At 68.7% G+C, this 14,654-nt stretch carries 16 protein-coding genes; 11 read left to right on the forward strand and 5 right to left on the reverse strand.

Going from position 1 to position 14,654, the window contains the following annotated elements; genetic code table 11:
- Nucleotides 1-13: 13 nt before the first annotated feature.
- From dnaJ to AB0H54_RS02275, 3 genes are all read left to right on the forward strand, one after another.
- Nucleotides 14-1,195 (forward strand): molecular chaperone DnaJ, encoded by a 1,182-nt coding sequence (dnaJ, locus tag AB0H54_RS02265; RefSeq protein ID WP_355274804.1) that lies wholly within the window; start codon nucleotides 14-16, stop codon nucleotides 1,193-1,195.
- On the forward strand, nucleotides 1,195-1,596 hold the full coding sequence (locus tag AB0H54_RS02270) for a helix-turn-helix transcriptional regulator (protein ID WP_355274801.1): 402 nt from the start codon (nucleotides 1,195-1,197) through the stop codon (nucleotides 1,594-1,596). The genes dnaJ and AB0H54_RS02270 overlap by 1 nt, the downstream gene beginning before the upstream one ends.
- Before the next feature lie 604 nt (nucleotides 1,597-2,200).
- Nucleotides 2,201-3,370, forward strand: coding sequence for an FAD-binding oxidoreductase (locus AB0H54_RS02275; RefSeq protein ID WP_357342204.1), 1,170 nt, complete (start codon nucleotides 2,201-2,203; stop codon nucleotides 3,368-3,370).
- Here the strand turns inward: AB0H54_RS02275 and AB0H54_RS02280 are convergent.
- On the reverse strand, nucleotides 3,367-4,119 hold the full coding sequence (locus AB0H54_RS02280) for an FAD-binding oxidoreductase (RefSeq protein WP_357342206.1): 753 nt from the start codon (nucleotides 4,117-4,119) through the stop codon (nucleotides 3,367-3,369). The genes AB0H54_RS02275 and AB0H54_RS02280 overlap by 4 nt on opposite strands.
- 38 nt (nucleotides 4,120-4,157) lie before the next feature.
- On the reverse strand, nucleotides 4,158-5,318 hold the full coding sequence (locus AB0H54_RS02285) for an FAD-binding oxidoreductase (RefSeq protein WP_355274796.1): 1,161 nt from the start codon (nucleotides 5,316-5,318) through the stop codon (nucleotides 4,158-4,160).
- A 279-nt stretch (nucleotides 5,319-5,597) separates the two neighbouring features.
- Between AB0H54_RS02285 and AB0H54_RS02290 the strand changes: the two genes are divergently transcribed.
- Nucleotides 5,598-5,843, forward strand: a complete 246-nt coding sequence (locus AB0H54_RS02290; protein WP_355275408.1) for a prevent-host-death protein — start codon at nucleotides 5,598-5,600, stop codon at nucleotides 5,841-5,843.
- Nucleotides 5,836-6,249, forward strand: a complete 414-nt coding sequence (locus tag AB0H54_RS02295) for a type II toxin-antitoxin system VapC family toxin (protein WP_355274795.1) — start codon at nucleotides 5,836-5,838, stop codon at nucleotides 6,247-6,249. The genes AB0H54_RS02290 and AB0H54_RS02295 overlap by 8 nt, the downstream gene beginning before the upstream one ends.
- Here AB0H54_RS02295 and AB0H54_RS02300 read toward each other — a convergent pair.
- Entirely contained in the window at nucleotides 6,230-6,730 is a 501-nt protein-coding gene (locus AB0H54_RS02300) for a MarR family transcriptional regulator (RefSeq protein ID WP_357342207.1), read from the reverse strand. The genes AB0H54_RS02295 and AB0H54_RS02300 overlap by 20 nt on opposite strands.
- Nucleotides 6,731-6,799: 69 nt before the next feature.
- On the opposite strand from AB0H54_RS02300, the gene AB0H54_RS02305 reads away from it, so the two are divergent.
- Nucleotides 6,800-7,408: a maleylpyruvate isomerase family mycothiol-dependent enzyme gene (locus AB0H54_RS02305; RefSeq protein ID WP_357342209.1), complete on the forward strand. Its 609-nt coding sequence runs from the start codon at nucleotides 6,800-6,802 to the stop codon at nucleotides 7,406-7,408.
- On the opposite strand, the gene AB0H54_RS02310 is transcribed toward AB0H54_RS02305, so the two are convergent.
- Nucleotides 7,398-7,763, reverse strand: coding sequence for a hypothetical protein (locus AB0H54_RS02310; RefSeq protein WP_357342210.1), 366 nt, complete (start codon nucleotides 7,761-7,763; stop codon nucleotides 7,398-7,400). The genes AB0H54_RS02305 and AB0H54_RS02310 overlap by 11 nt on opposite strands.
- Nucleotides 7,764-7,828: 65 nt before the next feature.
- Here AB0H54_RS02310 and AB0H54_RS02315 point away from each other — a divergent pair, with 65 nt between their 5' ends.
- Genes AB0H54_RS02315 through AB0H54_RS02330 form a run of 4 tightly spaced genes read left to right on the forward strand, consistent with a single transcriptional unit; the run spans nucleotide 7,829 to nucleotide 10,867 of the window.
- Entirely contained in the window at nucleotides 7,829-8,377 is a 549-nt protein-coding gene (locus AB0H54_RS02315) for a DUF3558 domain-containing protein (protein ID WP_357342212.1), read from the forward strand.
- Nucleotides 8,378-8,391: 14 nt separating this feature from the next.
- Entirely contained in the window at nucleotides 8,392-8,769 is a 378-nt protein-coding gene (locus AB0H54_RS02320; RefSeq protein WP_357342213.1) for a hypothetical protein, read from the forward strand.
- Complete coding sequence (locus tag AB0H54_RS02325; protein ID WP_357342214.1) at nucleotides 8,770-10,074, forward strand: hypothetical protein; 1,305 nt, start codon at nucleotides 8,770-8,772, stop codon at nucleotides 10,072-10,074.
- Nucleotides 10,075-10,108: 34 nt separating this feature from the next.
- A complete protein-coding gene (locus AB0H54_RS02330; RefSeq protein ID WP_357342216.1) occupies nucleotides 10,109-10,867 on the forward strand; it encodes an ESX secretion-associated protein EspG in 759 nt (252 codons plus the stop codon).
- A 7-nt stretch (nucleotides 10,868-10,874) separates the two neighbouring features.
- On the opposite strand, the gene AB0H54_RS02335 is transcribed toward AB0H54_RS02330, so the two are convergent.
- Nucleotides 10,875-11,864 (reverse strand): NADP-dependent oxidoreductase, encoded by a 990-nt coding sequence (locus AB0H54_RS02335; protein ID WP_357342217.1) that lies wholly within the window; start codon nucleotides 11,862-11,864, stop codon nucleotides 10,875-10,877.
- A 208-nt stretch (nucleotides 11,865-12,072) separates the two neighbouring features.
- Here AB0H54_RS02335 and clpB point away from each other — a divergent pair, with 208 nt between their 5' ends.
- Nucleotides 12,073-14,646 (forward strand): ATP-dependent chaperone ClpB, encoded by a 2,574-nt coding sequence (clpB, locus tag AB0H54_RS02340; RefSeq protein WP_355274766.1) that lies wholly within the window; start codon nucleotides 12,073-12,075, stop codon nucleotides 14,644-14,646.
- Nucleotides 14,647-14,654: the final 8 nt, after the last annotated feature.

Raw genomic sequence — 14,654 nt, forward strand, 5'->3', positions numbered from 1 at the left:
GAGGAGATGCCCGGTGAGCCAACGGGAGTGGATCGAGAAGGACTTCTACAAGGAGCTGGGTGTCTCCTCCGGCGCCTCGCAGGACGAGATCAAGAAGGCCTACCGCAAGCTCGCCCGCGACCTGCACCCGGACTCCAACCCGGGTGACACCAAGGCCGAGGAGCGGTTCAAGGCGGTCAGCGAGGCCAATGCCGTGCTGTCGGATCCGGCCAAGCGCAAGGAGTACGACGAGACACGTCGCCTGTTCGCGGGCGGCGGCGGGCGCGGCTACGGCGGCGGCGGGTTCACCCCCGGCGCCGGCGGCGGCTTCTCGCAGGACTTCAACATCGGTGACATCTTCGGCCAGGCCGGCGGCGCCGGTGCGGGCGACGGCGGGCTCGGCGATCTGCTGGGCGGGCTGTTCAACCGGGGCGGCGCGCGGGGCGCGAGCCGTCCGCGCCGTGGCTCCGATGTGGAGACCGAGACGACGCTGGGCTTCCGCGAGGCGGCGCAGGGCGTCACCGTTCCGCTGCGGATGACCAGTCCGTCGCCGTGCACCACGTGTCACGGCAGCGGCGCCAAGCCGGGCACCAGCCCGCGAGTGTGTCCGCACTGCAACGGTTCCGGTGTGGTCAGCCGTAATCAGGGCGCGTTCGGTTTCAGCGAGCCTTGTGACGACTGCCGCGGCACCGGGTCGATCATCGACGACCCCTGCACCGACTGCTCGGGCACCGGCATCCAGAACCGGACCCGCACCATCACGGTGCGGATCCCGCCGGGTGTCAGTGACGGGCAGAAGATCCGGCTGGCCGGGCAGGGCGAAGCGGGCCTGCGTGGGGCGCCCTCGGGCGATCTCTACGTGACCGTGCATGTCAGCCAGGACAAGGTGTTCGGCCGTCAGGGCGACGACCTCACCCTGGTGCTCCCGGTGAGCTACAGCGAATTGGTACTGGGGACAACTGTTTCCGTGCCGACGCTGGACGGCCGGGTCGGCGTGAAGGTGCCGCCGGGCACCGCCGACGGGCGTATCCTGCGGGTACGCGGTCGTGGTGTGCCCAAGCGCGGCGCGGCGGGCGGCGCCGGTGACCTGCTGGTCACGGTGAAGGTCGCGGTTCCGCAGAACCTGGACTCCGACGCCACCGATGCGCTCAAGCGCTATCAGGAGGCCGAGCGGGCCGGTGGCTTCGATCCGCGTGCAGGATGGGCGGGTGCTTGATGGCCGATGATCCGAAGTCCGCGTCGGGTGGGACCTCGCGTGCCGAGTTCTTCATGATCTCGGTGGCGGCTCAGCTGGCGGGTATGCACGCGCAGACGCTGCGCACGTACGACCGGCTGGGTTTGGTCACCCCCCAACGCACTTCGGGTGGCGGACGCCGGTACTCGGCCCGCGACGTCGAGCTGCTGCGCGAAGTGCAGCGGCTGTCGCAGGACGAGGGCGTCAACCTCGCCGGCATCAAGCGCATCATCGAGCTCACCAATCAGGTGGAGGCGCTGCAACAGCGCGTGGAGGAGATGAGCGCCGAGCTGGAGCAGTTGCGGGCGGGCTACCGGCCCGACCTGTCACCGCCCCAGCGCAGCACCGCGCTCGTGGTCTGGCAGCCACGGCACCGGCGCTGAGTTCCACGTTTCGACCGGGCCCCCGGTTCGCGATCCGCTCCCGCGGTCGCGGGCCGGGGGCTCGGTCAATCCCCGGCGACCGGCTGGTGATTCTCCAGCAACCTCTTTATTCGTGATCTTGCTCCGGCTGTCACCCGGTGCAACGCTGTGAGGTGGGGATATATCTCGGAACCATCACGGAAGTTTGCTGGAAGGACGCTGAATTCGGACCAATCGGAGCCTGTTTCCGCAGGAGAATCCCGGCGCTCCGACCTGCCCTCCCCGCGTGTCGCGGCACGGCGCGTCGGATTTCGGGGCCGCGGATTCGTAGCGGAAGGGTCGCTCTACCAGGCACATCGGTGCGGGATTGATGCTTTTGCGGGCAAGATCAGCAAAGTGTGAGGTAGCGTTCACCCGTCTTTAACGATCTTGAGGTATGTTTTCAGGTGATACTGATGAGTACCGTATGGTTTTTAGAGAATTACACTCGTGATGTTTAAGAGTACGATTACGAAGCTGGCAAACCTCGCCTAGACTTCTCGCATCGGCTGCTGACGAGTGTCCTCCCAGCCCGTCACTCGCCGGCGCGGCTAGCGTTCGATGGCGAAACGAGGTTGTGACACATATGGATTCGCGGACTGTCGCTTTGATCCGAACTACGTTCAAGGCGGTTGCTGCGGAAGACGGTGGGCCCGAGAAGCTAGCCAGGTCGTTCTACTCGATCCTGTTCACGGACTATCCCGGCGTCCGCGACTACTTCCCGGCCGCCATGGACTCCCAGCGTGACCGGCTCGTCAAGGCGATCTCCTACGCGCTCGACCGGCTGGAAGAGCCGGACAAGCTGCTTCCCTTCCTGGCCCAGCTCGGGCGCGATCACCGCAAGTACGGCGTGCAACCCGCGCACTACGTCGCGGTCGCCAACTCGCTGAAGTCGGCCATGCGCCAGTTCGCCGGCACCGAGATGTGGACCGACGAGGTCGCCAGCGCCTGGGACGAGGGTCTGGCCACCATCAGCGGCGCGATGATCAGCGCCGCCGACAAGGAGACGACGCCCGCAGCCTGGAGCGCGACCGTGGTCGAACGCCGGGAGGTGCTGCGCAATCTCGCGGTCATCCGGGTGCAGCTCGATCAGCCGATGCAGTACGCGGCGGGCCAGTACCTCAGCGTCCAGGTGCCGGCGCGGCCCCGGATGTGGCGCTATCTCTCCCCGGCCAACCCGGCGAACGCCAACGGTGAGATCGAGTTCCACGTGCGCAGCGTGCTCGGCGGTTGGGTGAGCCCGGCCATGGTCTCGCATACCACCGTCGGCGACCAGTGGCTGCTCGGATCGCCGCTCGGCGGGCTCGGCGTCCCCCGCAACACCAAGCGCAAGATGCTGATGGTCGGCTGCGGCACCGGCATCGCGCCGCTGCGCGCGCAGATCATGGCGATGGCCCAGCGCCGGGTGAACCCGAAGGTCCACCTGTTCGTCGGCGGTCATCACCCCTGCGACCTCTACGACCTGCAGGTCCTGAGCCAGCTGGCCATCGCCAACAAGTGGCTCACCGTCACCCCGGTCAGCGAGAGCGACGAGAACCCCTGGTGGTTCTACGATTCCGGCGAGCCCCAGACCGAACTCCCCGGCCTCGAGCCCCGGATGACCGGCCAGATCGGCAAGGTCGTCGCCAGCTACGGCCCCTGGGCCGACCGCGACGTCCAGATCGTCGGCTCGCCCTCCATGGTCCAGACCACCAAGTTCCGCCTGATGGCCGCGGGCACCCAGGCCAAGTCGATCCGCCACGACCCCCTGTTCTAGGCCCCCTCTGCGGTGATGTTCGCCGGGGGAGTGCCGGATTCGATCAGCCGGTCGACCGTGGTGCGGACCATGGCGGGGGACCCGCAGACCAGGACCTGCTGACCGAACGGGCCGTGCGCGGCGGCCACGTCCGCGAGCGTGCCGTGCAGCATCTCGGCGGGGGCGAAGCCGATGTCGACGCGGGAGTGCTCGTGCCATTCGTCGCGGATCGACGGATCGTCGGGGCTCTCGACCACGGGAATCACCGTCAGCCAGGGCAATTCGCCGGACAGCAGGAACAGCATGTCCGAGGCGTAGAGGTCGCGCGGGGAGCGGCCACCGTAGAACAGGTACGTGCGCGGCGGATTCTCCCGCCGGGCCAGCTCGAGGATCTGGGCGCGCATCGGCGCCAGACCGGTCCCGCCCGCGATCATCACCACCTCGGTGGCCTCAGGATCGACGTGGAAGACGCCGTAGGGCGCGTTGATCCGCCACTGATCGCCGGGCTTGGTATCGGCGACGATCGAACTCGAACACCAGCCGCCGGGCACCGTGCGCACGTGAAATTCCAGCTTGCCGTCCAGCGAGGGCGGCAGCGCGGGGGAGAGCCTGCGCCGCACGCCGGGATGCTGGGGCACCTCCACCTCGACCGAACCGCCCGCCGCGAACGGCACGAAGTCGCCGATCAGCCGGATCACGGCGATGTCGTTGCGCAGACGGTGGTGGCCGACGACAGTCGCCGTCCAGGCCGGGGCGGGAATCGCGCTCATCGGTCTCTTTCGCGAAACGGGTGGTGCGGGACGGGTTCTCAGCCGACCGGGTCGGCGGCGATGATCTGCGGCGGCGTGCCGGCCCGGATCAGGGCGCGGCGGGTGTCGGCGATCATCCGGGGCGAGCCGGCGAGCTGGATCTGCCGGTCGGCCCACGCGCCGAAGCTGGTCACCACCGCACCCAGGTTACCGACCAGGCGACGGTACATGCCGGTCGGCGTCGACGCGGGACGCTGCGGATACCACCACGGATCGTCGCGCTCCTCGCACACCGGCACCACGGTCAGCCAGGGGTTGGACTGGGAGAGCTGCCACATGTTGTCGACGTCGTAGAGGTCGCCGGGGAAGCGGCCGCCGACGAAGAAGTGCACGCGCGGATTGATCCCGCGCTGGCTCATCTCGATCAGCTGCGCGCGCAGCGGCGCGATCCCGGTGCCGGAGCCGATGAACAGCACGTCGCGCCCGGATTCCCGGTCGACGTGCAGGCCGCCGAGCGGACCGGCGATCTTCCACCGATCGCCGACCTTGGTGTCGTTGACGATCGCGGGACTCACCCAGCCGCCGCTGATCCGGCGCACGTGGAACTCGATCTCGCCGTACGGGTTGGCGGGGATGGCGGGGGAGAAGTAGCGCCACATGTTCGGCCGCTGCGGCACCTGCACCGGCACGTACTGGCCGGCCTTGAACGGAATCGGCCCGTCGGCCTGTAGTCGCACGATGGCCAGATCGTCGAGCACCTTGCGATGCCCGACCACCGTCGCACCCCAGAACGGCTGCGACTTGTCCTCGTTGGCGCCGATCGCCATCGAGGCCGAGACGAGGATGGTGATATCGCTCCAGCCCTCGTGCAGTTCCTTGGTCCACCGGTTGCCGTGGAAGGAACGCAGGGCCGAGAGCAGCGCCCGGCCCGCCATGTCGTAGTGGTCCGCCTCGACCCCGTATTTGCGGTGGTCGCGGGCCAGTTGCTCGAGGAACTTCTGCGCGCGCTCGAAGTCCTCCAGGTTGTCCAGGACATACTGCAGCGCCGTGACCAGACGCTTGGGCATCATGTCCATGGCGGGGGGGAACAGCTCCCGTAACGCCGGGTTCTGCGCGAACAGGTGACCGTAGAAAGCGCTGATCAGCCGCTCTGCACCACCGGGCGTCTCCGACACCCCGCGGAAATCGGCGCGGACCAGCGCAAGCGAACGCGCATCCACGTCGTCAAGCTCCCTTTCCCTGAAATTGCTGCGATGTGGCCCCGCCTCACGACGGGCACCTCCTCAAGTATCCCCCGAAACATGCCGCTGGGTGCAGGGATGCTCGTCACCGTCCCATTCGCCGGACGGATCGTAAGCCGTCGATCGCGGGTTGGCACGCTGTCGCCGTGATCGATACGGGTCGGTGATCTTGCTCGGGCCGCGTCCTCGATGCGTGCGGCGTCCGAGGAGGATCTAGCGACACATAGCATCGCTTGCTATCCTGGGGGCGTGACCAGGATGATTACCCAAGCTGAGCTGCGCAACGGCAGTGCCGGGGTGATGGATGCCCTCGAGGCCGGTGACGACTTCATCATCACCCGCAACGGCCATCCGGTCGGCGAGCTGCGCCCGATCCGCCCGCAGCGCGACATCGGCACAGCCGAGCTGAAGGCACGACTCGCGCGCTTCGCCGATGCGGGCACCGCGGCGGAAGAGCGAGCGGAGATCGACGCGGCTTTCGGCGCCGAGCGTCTCGATGACTGAGACTCCGCCGCGGCACCCGGTCGGACTGCTGGATACCTGTGTACTCATCGATCTCCCGCGAATCGATGACGCGAAGCTCCCGATCCGTTCGCGGATCAGCACGGTCACCCTGGTCGAACTCGGGATCGGGATCGCGTTGGCGACAGAGCCGAAAACGCTCGCCCTCCGTACCGAGCGCATGCTGGAAGTGGAGCACGCGTTCGACGCCCTGCCGCTGTGCTCCGCGGCCGCGCGCCGATTCGCGACGATGGCCAAACTCGTCATCGCCGGCGGGCGAAATCCGAAGCCGCGCAAGATGGATCTGATGATCGCCGCGATCGCCTCCGCGAACGACCTACCGCTCTACACCAGCAATGTCGATGATTTCCGCGGTCTGGACCCGGTGCTCACACTGGTGGCCGTCTGAGCGCCTGACCAGGCGGCAGATCGGGGCCGGCCACCAAGCTCTTTCGGTAAGGGTCGGTGATCTCCCGCAGTGCGACGAGGGACTTTCGCAGGGTGGCGGCACGCCTCGGCCCCAGGTGTGCGACCCATTCCGCCTGCACCTCGACCGCCGCGCGATTGGCCACCTCGACTGCCTGCTGCCCCTTCTCCGCCAGCCGCAGCAGCCTGGCGCGGCCGTCGCTCGGGTCGGGCTCACGTGCCAGGTAGCCCGCCCGTACGAGCTGATCCACCAGTACCCCCGCGGTCTGCTTGGTGACCTGCGCTTGCGCGGCGAGATCGGTCAGCCGCGACCCCTCCGGCCCGATCCGCGCGACCAGTCGCGCCTGCGCCTGCGTCAGATCCGCGAATCCGCTCTCGGTCAGCGCGACGAGCACCCGCCGCTCCATCTCCCGATAGGGAACGAAGAGCAGAACCCCGAGGTTGAGGGCGTCGTCGTCGGTCATCCTGCTCCTTGATCCGGTCAGCTTCACTGACTATATTAGTCAGAAAGGCTGACGAGTTGGAGGCCGACCGTGGATGTCGATCAACACTGGCGGATCATCGCCGAGCAGCGCCGCGCCATCGTCGAACTGCTCACCACCCTCACCCCCGCCGAGCTGGACAGCCCCTCGCTGTGCGACGGCTGGCGCATTCGCGACGTCGCCGCCCACGTGGCGCTGGCTCCGCAACCGCCCGGCCCCTTCGGCATGCTCCGTGAGGCGGCCCGCGCCCGCGGCAGTTTCCACCGCCTCAATCACGACATCGCCGTCCGCCACGCCGACGCCACCCCCGACCTCGCCGCCGATCTGTCGGCCGTCGCCGACTCCCGCCGCCTGCCCGTCGTCACCAACTACCGCAACATCCACTACGACGTCATCGTGCACGCCCAGGACATCGCCCGGCCCCTCGGTCGCACCATCACCGTCGATCCCGCCGCGGCGGCCGTTGCGGCCCAACGGGTCTGGACCATGGGCTGGCCGTTCTGGGCCAAGCGCCGCCTCGCCGACGTCACCCTCGTCGCCGAGGACTCGCCCTGGACCGTCGGCTCCGGACCCGAGCTCCGCGGTACCACCCTCGACCTGCTCCTGCTCCTCACCGGCCGCGACGTCAGCGATCTGGTCCGCCGCCGGGTCAGCCGGTGACCAAGCGCACCGCCGCCTGCCGCGCGTCCTCCCCGACCTCCCCGATCTCGAATTTCTTGCCGACGATGTGCTGGACCAACGCGGGCTCCGGCGGCACCCCGTACTTGCGCAGGTAATGCGGAACCGCTCCCGGCCACACGAACACCCCGTCGGTGTGGAAGTTCAACGGCACATCCCGAACCCGCGCGTCGAAGTCGTCGGCGTCATAGCTGCGTGCGCTCAAAACCACCGGCGCGTGCGCGAGATAGGCCAGCACCCGATCGCGGATCAGCGGGTCGACCCCGGGCCGATTCACCACCGGTTTGCCCCCGGGATCGCGCCCGTCGAACGGCGCCGAAAGTCGAAGTCCACTCATGGTCGACCAACCTACGCGGCCGGGCTCAACCACTCTTTCCCATGCTAATGTCCCAGGTCAGAGCAGTGGACGGCGAGAAGGGGCGGGGATTGAAACGCGCAGGTACAGCATTGATCGTGGCGGGCCTTGCGCTGGTCGGGCTGGCCGCGTGCGACTCGGGGGAGACGTCGTCGAAGGGGGCGACCACGACGGCGAAGCCGACGCTGTGGAACCCGTGCACGGAGATCTCGGATGACGCGCTGACGGCGGCGGGGGTGGATCCGGCCTCCGAGGAGAAGGGGGTTGCCGGGGTTCCGCAGTCGGGGTGGGAGATCTGTGGATGGATGGCGCCCAAGTTCGGGCTGACCGTCTACACGACGAACAAGACCCTCGCGGAGTTCGAGGCCAAGCCGGGGAACGTCGGCTTCACGGACGTGACAGTCGCCGGGCGCCAGGGCCGTCAGTTCAAAATCGAGGGCGATCGGCGGAACCTGATCTGTGACGTGGTCTTCGCGACCCAATCCGGCGTGGTCCAGCTCGAGGTCACCAACCGCGCCAGCCTCGATGGCCTCGAGGACCCGTGTGTCTACCTGAACCGCGCGGGCGAAGCGCTCGTGCCGACCTTTCCCCGGTAGCGGGAGGTGGCGACATGGCTGACACAACGCCCTACAGCGCGCTTCTCTCGCAGGCGAAGGCCGGCGAGGTCTATCTGAACAACGAGTCGGCGGCGTACACCATGTACAAAGCCTGCGATAAACGACTGGCTGATCTCGACGCACTGCTGATCACCTCTGTGCGTGCGCAGAACGTCAGTGGCTTCGGCGATTTCGACATGGCCAGGCAGCTCGAGGCGAAGTTCCGGCTGCAGGCGTCGAATGACCCCAACTCGATCTACGAGGTGATCCTCAAAGACATCGAAGCCGTCAAACAACTGCGCGAAGTCTTCTCCCTGTCCTTCAAACACCTCACCGGCCAGGACATCGAAAACGCCAACGCCCTCGACTACACCACCGAGCAGGTGAAGTAGATGCAGCCCAATATCGCCGGACTCGACCTCTTCGGCGGCCTCCGCAATTTCGTCATGTCCCCGTTCGGCGACGACGGCGAACTCGACGCCTCCGATATCGCGGACATCCAGGATCGCTACAACGACCAGCGCACGACCAACCGGCAGCGGGCGGCCGAACTCGGTTTCGACGGTGAATTCCGTCCCGCGATGGTGACGAAGACCGACGATTTCCTTGGCACCGTCGCCCAGCTGCGGGCGAAGGTGGACAAGATCGACCTCGACGCCGTCAACGATCTGATCAGCGCGTGGAACGAGATCTCCACCCGCAACAGCACCTCGCTCGACGAGTTCCGCAAGCAGATCACCCGGGGCATGGCACCCGATGTCTGGTCCGGCGCGGCAGCGACCGCGGCGGCGCAGACCGTCGCGGCCTACGACGCCACGGGCAAGAAGGTCACCACCGCCGCCGCGCTCACCAGGAGCAAGCTGGACGAACTGCGCACCGGCCTCGAACCGACGAAGCGGCTGGTTCCGTTCGAGCCCGAACATCGCAGCGGCCTGGACAATTTCGGTGGCCTCTTCACCGGCCGTGCCTGGCGCAATGACGATGTCGCACAGGAGAATGCGCGCGTCGAGGCGGTTCGCGTCCTGACATCGGTCTACGCCCCGGTGATTATCGAATCCGATACGAAGGTTCCGGTCATACCCATTCCGAAGACGGTCGAGAACGGCGGCGGGGATCCCGACGACACCGGCGGGTCGACCAGGCCGAACTCGAACAACCCGAATTCGACCACCCCGGGCACCGGGCAACCGGCGACCGACCCCGCGGCCACGACTCCGGCGTCGACCACCCCGGCCGACGACGACACCACCGACGACGACACGACCGCGGGCGACGACACGACGACCGACGACGAGTCGACCGCCCCTCAGTCGACCGACCCCGGCGCGACCACGCCGGCATCCACGACGCCGAGCGGAACCACGCCCGGATCCGGGTCACCGTCCGGATCACCCGGCGGCGCGGGAACTCCCGGCTCCGGCTCGCCGGGCTCGCCCGCGCCGGGCAGCGCGGTCCCCGGTGGCGGCGCGGCCGCGGGCACCACGACAGCGGGCGCGCGGGCGGCGGGCGCGGGCAGCGGTGCCGCGGGCCGGGCCGGCATGCCGGGCATGGGCGCCCCTGGCGCCAGGGGCGGTGGCAAGGACGACGAATCCACCAGGGGCATTCCCGACTACCTGGTCACCCAGGAACACGGTGACGAACTCACCGGTCTGGACAACCTGCCCAAGCTGGTGCCGCCCGTCATCGGCGCCGACTGAATCGCGAAACCTGATGGAACAGAGTAGATCTCCCGTGCGTACCTGGCATCTCACCGCTCTAGACTTCCGCACCCTGTGGGAAGCGGCGGGCCGCGACGTCCTGCCGTACCCGCTGCACCACCGCTACGTCGGCGTCGAATCCCGGGCGGAGATCCTCCGGCTGCGCAGCAAGGCCGCCGAGAACATGATGGCCGAGTTCGACAGCGATCTCGACGCCGCCATGGCCGCGTTGCTGGCGCCGCACGCGCGCGTGGAGGTGGCGGGCGCGTGCGGCAGCACGCGAACGATCCGCGCGCACGGCGGAACCCGGGACACCTACGCCGCCTTGGCCGTTCAGGCCCCCGGCGAGGAATCCGACCCGGGCGACATCACCCTGCACCTGATGGCCCCCGACGACCTCGCCGCCGCCGTGCTGTCCACCCTGCCCAAGGTCGGCCCCGGCACCGGCCGTGAAATCAAAGTCACCGCAGCCGAACTCGCGGCCCCCCGCCCGCACGTCCGCGACCGCTGGAACCCCACCCCGCGCGAACAGCTCGAAACCTTCCTCGCCAAACCCACCGACACCCTCACCCACATCGGCGTCTACGCGCACGCCAGTGTCGACAACCGCCACACCGAGGGCCGCGACGACTTCCAGCTCCACGACCTCACCAACGACGGCCGCTACGTCTTCTACGGCGAATCCACCTTCATCGCCAAACCCACCACCCCCACCCGCCTCCACACCACCCTCGCCTCGATCCTCACCACCACCGCCACCAAGGCCCGCACCGGCACCTACCGCCCCCACTGACCACCGCTCAGATGGCCAGGACGGTTTTTCCGCGGGCGCGGCCTGCGCCGAGGACGGCGGGGGCGGCTTCCAGGGGGACCGTCGCTTCGACGGGGACGACCACGTCGCCCGAGGCGACGCGGGCGAGCAGGCGGCTGAGTTCCGGTCCGCGGCCCTTGGATTCGAAGTTGCCGCCGGTGATGTCGTGTTCGCGCAGGGCGTTCTCGTCGGCGGCCCAGGTGGTGGAGTAGGCGCGGCCGCCGCGGCGGACGAGGGTGGCGTGGGTGGCGAAGTCGGCGGGGCTGCTGACCAGGTCGAAGAGGACGTCGATGCCGTCGGGGTGGGTGAAGCGGACGGCGCCGGTGATGCTGGAGTCGCGTTTCGTGGCGGGGTCGGGGTCGACCACGTTCGGGTCGGCGGGGCGGATCTGGGTGTAGTCGATGGTTTCCGCGGCGCCGAGGCGGGCGACCTGGTCGGTGGCGTCGCCGCGGGCGGTGGCGATGACATGCGCGCCCGCGATATTGGCGAGCTGGACCAGGAAGGAACCGACGCCGCCGGTCGCGCCGACGATCAGCACCGTCTGGCCGGGCCGGATCTGCGCGGTGTCGACGAGGTCCTGGGCGGTGACGCCCGCGACGGGGAGCGCGGCGGCCGCGACCGAGGTGACGCCGTCGGGGATGGGCACCAGCGTGGCGTCCTCGGGCAGGGTCGCGTACTGCGCCCAGCTGCCGTGCCCCGCGGGGGCGGTGAGGAACTTGCCGACCACCCGGTCACCGACCGCGAACGAGCGCACGCCCGCGCCGACCGCCGAGATCGTGCCCGCGCCGTCGACGCCGAGGATCATCGGGAAGTCGGTGGGCATCTTGCCCTCGAGGATGCCGTCGGCCATCTTGAGGTCGAACGGGTTGACGCCGGCGGCGTCCAGCGCGACCTGCACCTCCCCGCGCCCGGGCTCCGGAACCGGCATATCGGCGAGTTCGGGAGTGGCACCGAACTTCTGAACCACGATCGCGCGCATCGGTCGGCTCCTCTTGTTGGGTGGTCCGGGCACGGCAATCCTAGGCGGACAGCCTTGCGACGTGCGGTGATTGATCGTCTTCGGTGGTGTCGCGGCGTAGCGTGAACACCGATTCGGTGTCCGCCGGAAAAAGTTGAAGTTGAGTGGAACAGACTCAACTTTGTGAGCGTTGAACCAGTCGATACCTGACCTACCCCGGAGGAGATCTGTGGACTCGTTCAATCCCACCACCAAGACACAGGCGGCGCTGACCGCCGCCCTTCAGGCCGCTTCGGCGGCAGGCAACCCGGAGATCCGTCCGGCGCACTTGCTGGTGGCGTTGCTGGATCAGACCGATGGCATCGCCGCCCCGCTGCTGAAGGCCATCGGTGTCGACCCGGCGACCGTCGAGCGCGAAGCGGGCGACATCGTCGACCGGCTGCCGCGCGCGACCGGCGCGACCACCACACCGCAGCTCGGCCGCGAGGCCCTGGCCGCCCTGGCCGCCGCGCAGCGACTGGCCACCGAACTCGGCGACGAGTACGTCTCGACCGAGAACCTGCTGGTCGGCCTCGCCGATGGCGACTCCGAGGTGGCCAAGCTGCTGCGCAGGCACGGCGCGAGCCCCGAGGCGCTGCGCGATGCCTTCACCACGGTGCGCGGGAGCGCGCGGGTCACCAATCCCGACCCGGAGGCCAGCTACCAGGCCCTGGAGAAGTACTCCACCGACCTCACCGAGGCCGCCCGCGCGGGCAAGCTCGACCCGGTGATCGGGCGCGACACCGAGATCCGCCGCGTGGTGCAGGTGCTCTCGCGGCGCACCAAGAACAACCCGGTGCTCATCGGTGAGCCGGGCGTCGGCAAGACCGCCATCGTGGAGGGTCTGGCGCGCCGGATCATCGAGGGCGACGTCCCGGAATCGTTGCGCAACAAGAAGGTCGTCTCGCTCGACCTGGGCGCGATGGTCGCGGGCGCGAAGTACCGCGGTGAGTTCGAGGAGCGGCTCAAGGCCGTGCTCGACGACATCAAGAACAGCGCGGGCGAGATCATCACCTTCATCGACGAGTTGCACACCATCGTCGGCGCGGGCGGCACCGGCGATTCCGCGATGGACGCGGGCAACATGATCAAGCCGCTGCTCGCGCGCGGCGAACTGCGCCTGGTCGGCGCGACCACGCTCGACGAGTACCGCAAGTACATCGAGAAGGACGCGGCGCTCGAACGCCGGTTCCAGCAGGTCATGGTCGGTGAGCCGTCGGTGGCCGACACCATCGGCATCCTGCGCGGCATCAAGGAGCGCTACGAGGTGCACCACGGCGTGCGGATCACCGATTCCGCGCTGGTGGCGGCCGCGACGCTGTCGGACCGCTACATCACCTCCCGGTTCCTGCCCGACAAGGCGATCGACCTGATCGACGAGTCGGCCTCGCGGCTGCGCATGGAGATCGACTCCCGCCCGGTCGAGATCGACGAGGTGGAGCGGGCCGTGCGCCGCCTCGAGATCGAGGAGGTCGCGCTGGAGAAGGAGACCGACGAGGGCTCCAAGCAGCGGCTGGAGAAGCTGCGCTCCGAACTCGCCGACGACCGCGAGAAGCTCAGCCAGCTCACCACGCGCTGGCAGAACGAGAAGAACGCGATCGACTCGGTGCGCGGGCTCAAGGAGCAGCTCGAGGCGCTGCGCGGGGAGTCCGAGCGGGCCGAGCGCGACGGTGACCTCGGCAAGGCCGCCGAGCTGCGCTACGGCCGGATTCCCGCGCTGGAGAAGGAGCTCGCCACGGCCGAGCAGGTCAGCGGCGCGGCGCCGGACGGCGACGTGATGCTGAACGAGGAGGTCACCCCCGACGACATCGCCGATGTGGTGTCGTCGTGGACGGGCGTGCCGGTCGGCCGGATGCTCGAGGGCGAGACCGCCAAGCTGCTGCGGATGGAGACCGAGGTCGCCGGGCGCGTCGTCGGGCAGGAGGAAGCGGTCCAGGCGGTGTCCGACGCGGTGCGCCGGGCACGGGCCGGGGTCGCCGATCCCAACCGCCCGACCGGGTCGTTCCTGTTCGTCGGGCCGACCGGCGTCGGCAAGACCGAGCTGGCGAAGTCGCTGGCCGACTTCCTGTTCGCCGACGAACGCGCCATGGTCCGCATCGATATGAGCGAGTACAGCGAGAAGCACTCGGTGGCTCGCCTGGTCGGTGCCCCGCCCGGCTACGTCGGCTACGACCAGGGCGGCCAGCTCACCGAGGCGGTGCGCAGGCGGCCGTACTCGGTGGTGCTGTTCGACGAGATCGAGAAGGCCCATCCCGATGTCTTCGACATCCTGCTGCAGGTCCTCGACGAGGGCAGGCTGACCGACAGCCAGGGCCGCACGGTCGACTTCCGCAACACGATCCTCATCCTCACCTCCAACCTGGGTGCGGGCGGCGATCGGGAGCACGTGATGGAGGCGGTGCGGCGGGCGTTCAAGCCGGAGTTCCTCAACCGGCTCGACGACGTCGTGATGTTCCACGCGCTCGACGCGAAGCAACTGGAGTCGATCGTCGACATCAATCTGCGGCAGTTGCAGAAGCGGCTCTCGCAGCGGCGGCTGACCCTCGATGTCACCGACGAGGCCAAGCAGTGGCTGGCGGTGCGCGGCTACGACCCGGCCTACGGCGCGCGACCGTTGCGCAGGCTGATCCAGCAGGCCATCGGCGACAGCCTGGCCAAGGAGCTGCTCTCCGGCGCGGTCGTCGACGGCGACACGGTGCGGGTGAGTGTGGACGACGCCGCCGACAAGCTGGTCGTCGGCCGCGAGGCTGTCCACAGCTCGTGAATAATCCA

Origin of the sequence: Nocardia sp. NPDC050718, assembly GCF_040654235.1 — a bacterium.
In the GTDB taxonomy this organism is placed as follows: domain Bacteria; phylum Actinomycetota; class Actinomycetes; order Mycobacteriales; family Mycobacteriaceae; genus Nocardia.

Coding starts and splice junctions, on each gene's coding strand:
- AB0H54_RS02270 (WP_355274801.1), top strand. CDS start 1,195: ATGGCCGATGATCCGAAGTCCGCGTCGGGTGGGACCTCGCGTGCCGAG.
- AB0H54_RS02275 (WP_357342204.1), top strand. CDS start 2,201: ATGGATTCGCGGACTGTCGCTTTGATCCGAACTACGTTCAAGGCGGTT.
- AB0H54_RS02280 (WP_357342206.1), bottom strand. CDS start 4,119: ATGAGCGCGATTCCCGCCCCGGCCTGGACGGCGACTGTCGTCGGCCAC.
- AB0H54_RS02290 (WP_355275408.1), top strand. CDS start 5,598: ATGATTACCCAAGCTGAGCTGCGCAACGGCAGTGCCGGGGTGATGGAT.
- AB0H54_RS02295 (WP_355274795.1), top strand. CDS start 5,836: ATGACTGAGACTCCGCCGCGGCACCCGGTCGGACTGCTGGATACCTGT.
- AB0H54_RS02300 (WP_357342207.1), bottom strand. CDS start 6,730: ATGACCGACGACGACGCCCTCAACCTCGGGGTTCTGCTCTTCGTTCCC.
- AB0H54_RS02310 (WP_357342210.1), bottom strand. CDS start 7,763: ATGAGTGGACTTCGACTTTCGGCGCCGTTCGACGGGCGCGATCCCGGG.
- AB0H54_RS02320 (WP_357342213.1), top strand. CDS start 8,392: ATGGCTGACACAACGCCCTACAGCGCGCTTCTCTCGCAGGCGAAGGCC.
- AB0H54_RS02325 (WP_357342214.1), top strand. CDS start 8,770: ATGCAGCCCAATATCGCCGGACTCGACCTCTTCGGCGGCCTCCGCAAT.
- AB0H54_RS02335 (WP_357342217.1), bottom strand. CDS start 11,864: ATGCGCGCGATCGTGGTTCAGAAGTTCGGTGCCACTCCCGAACTCGCC.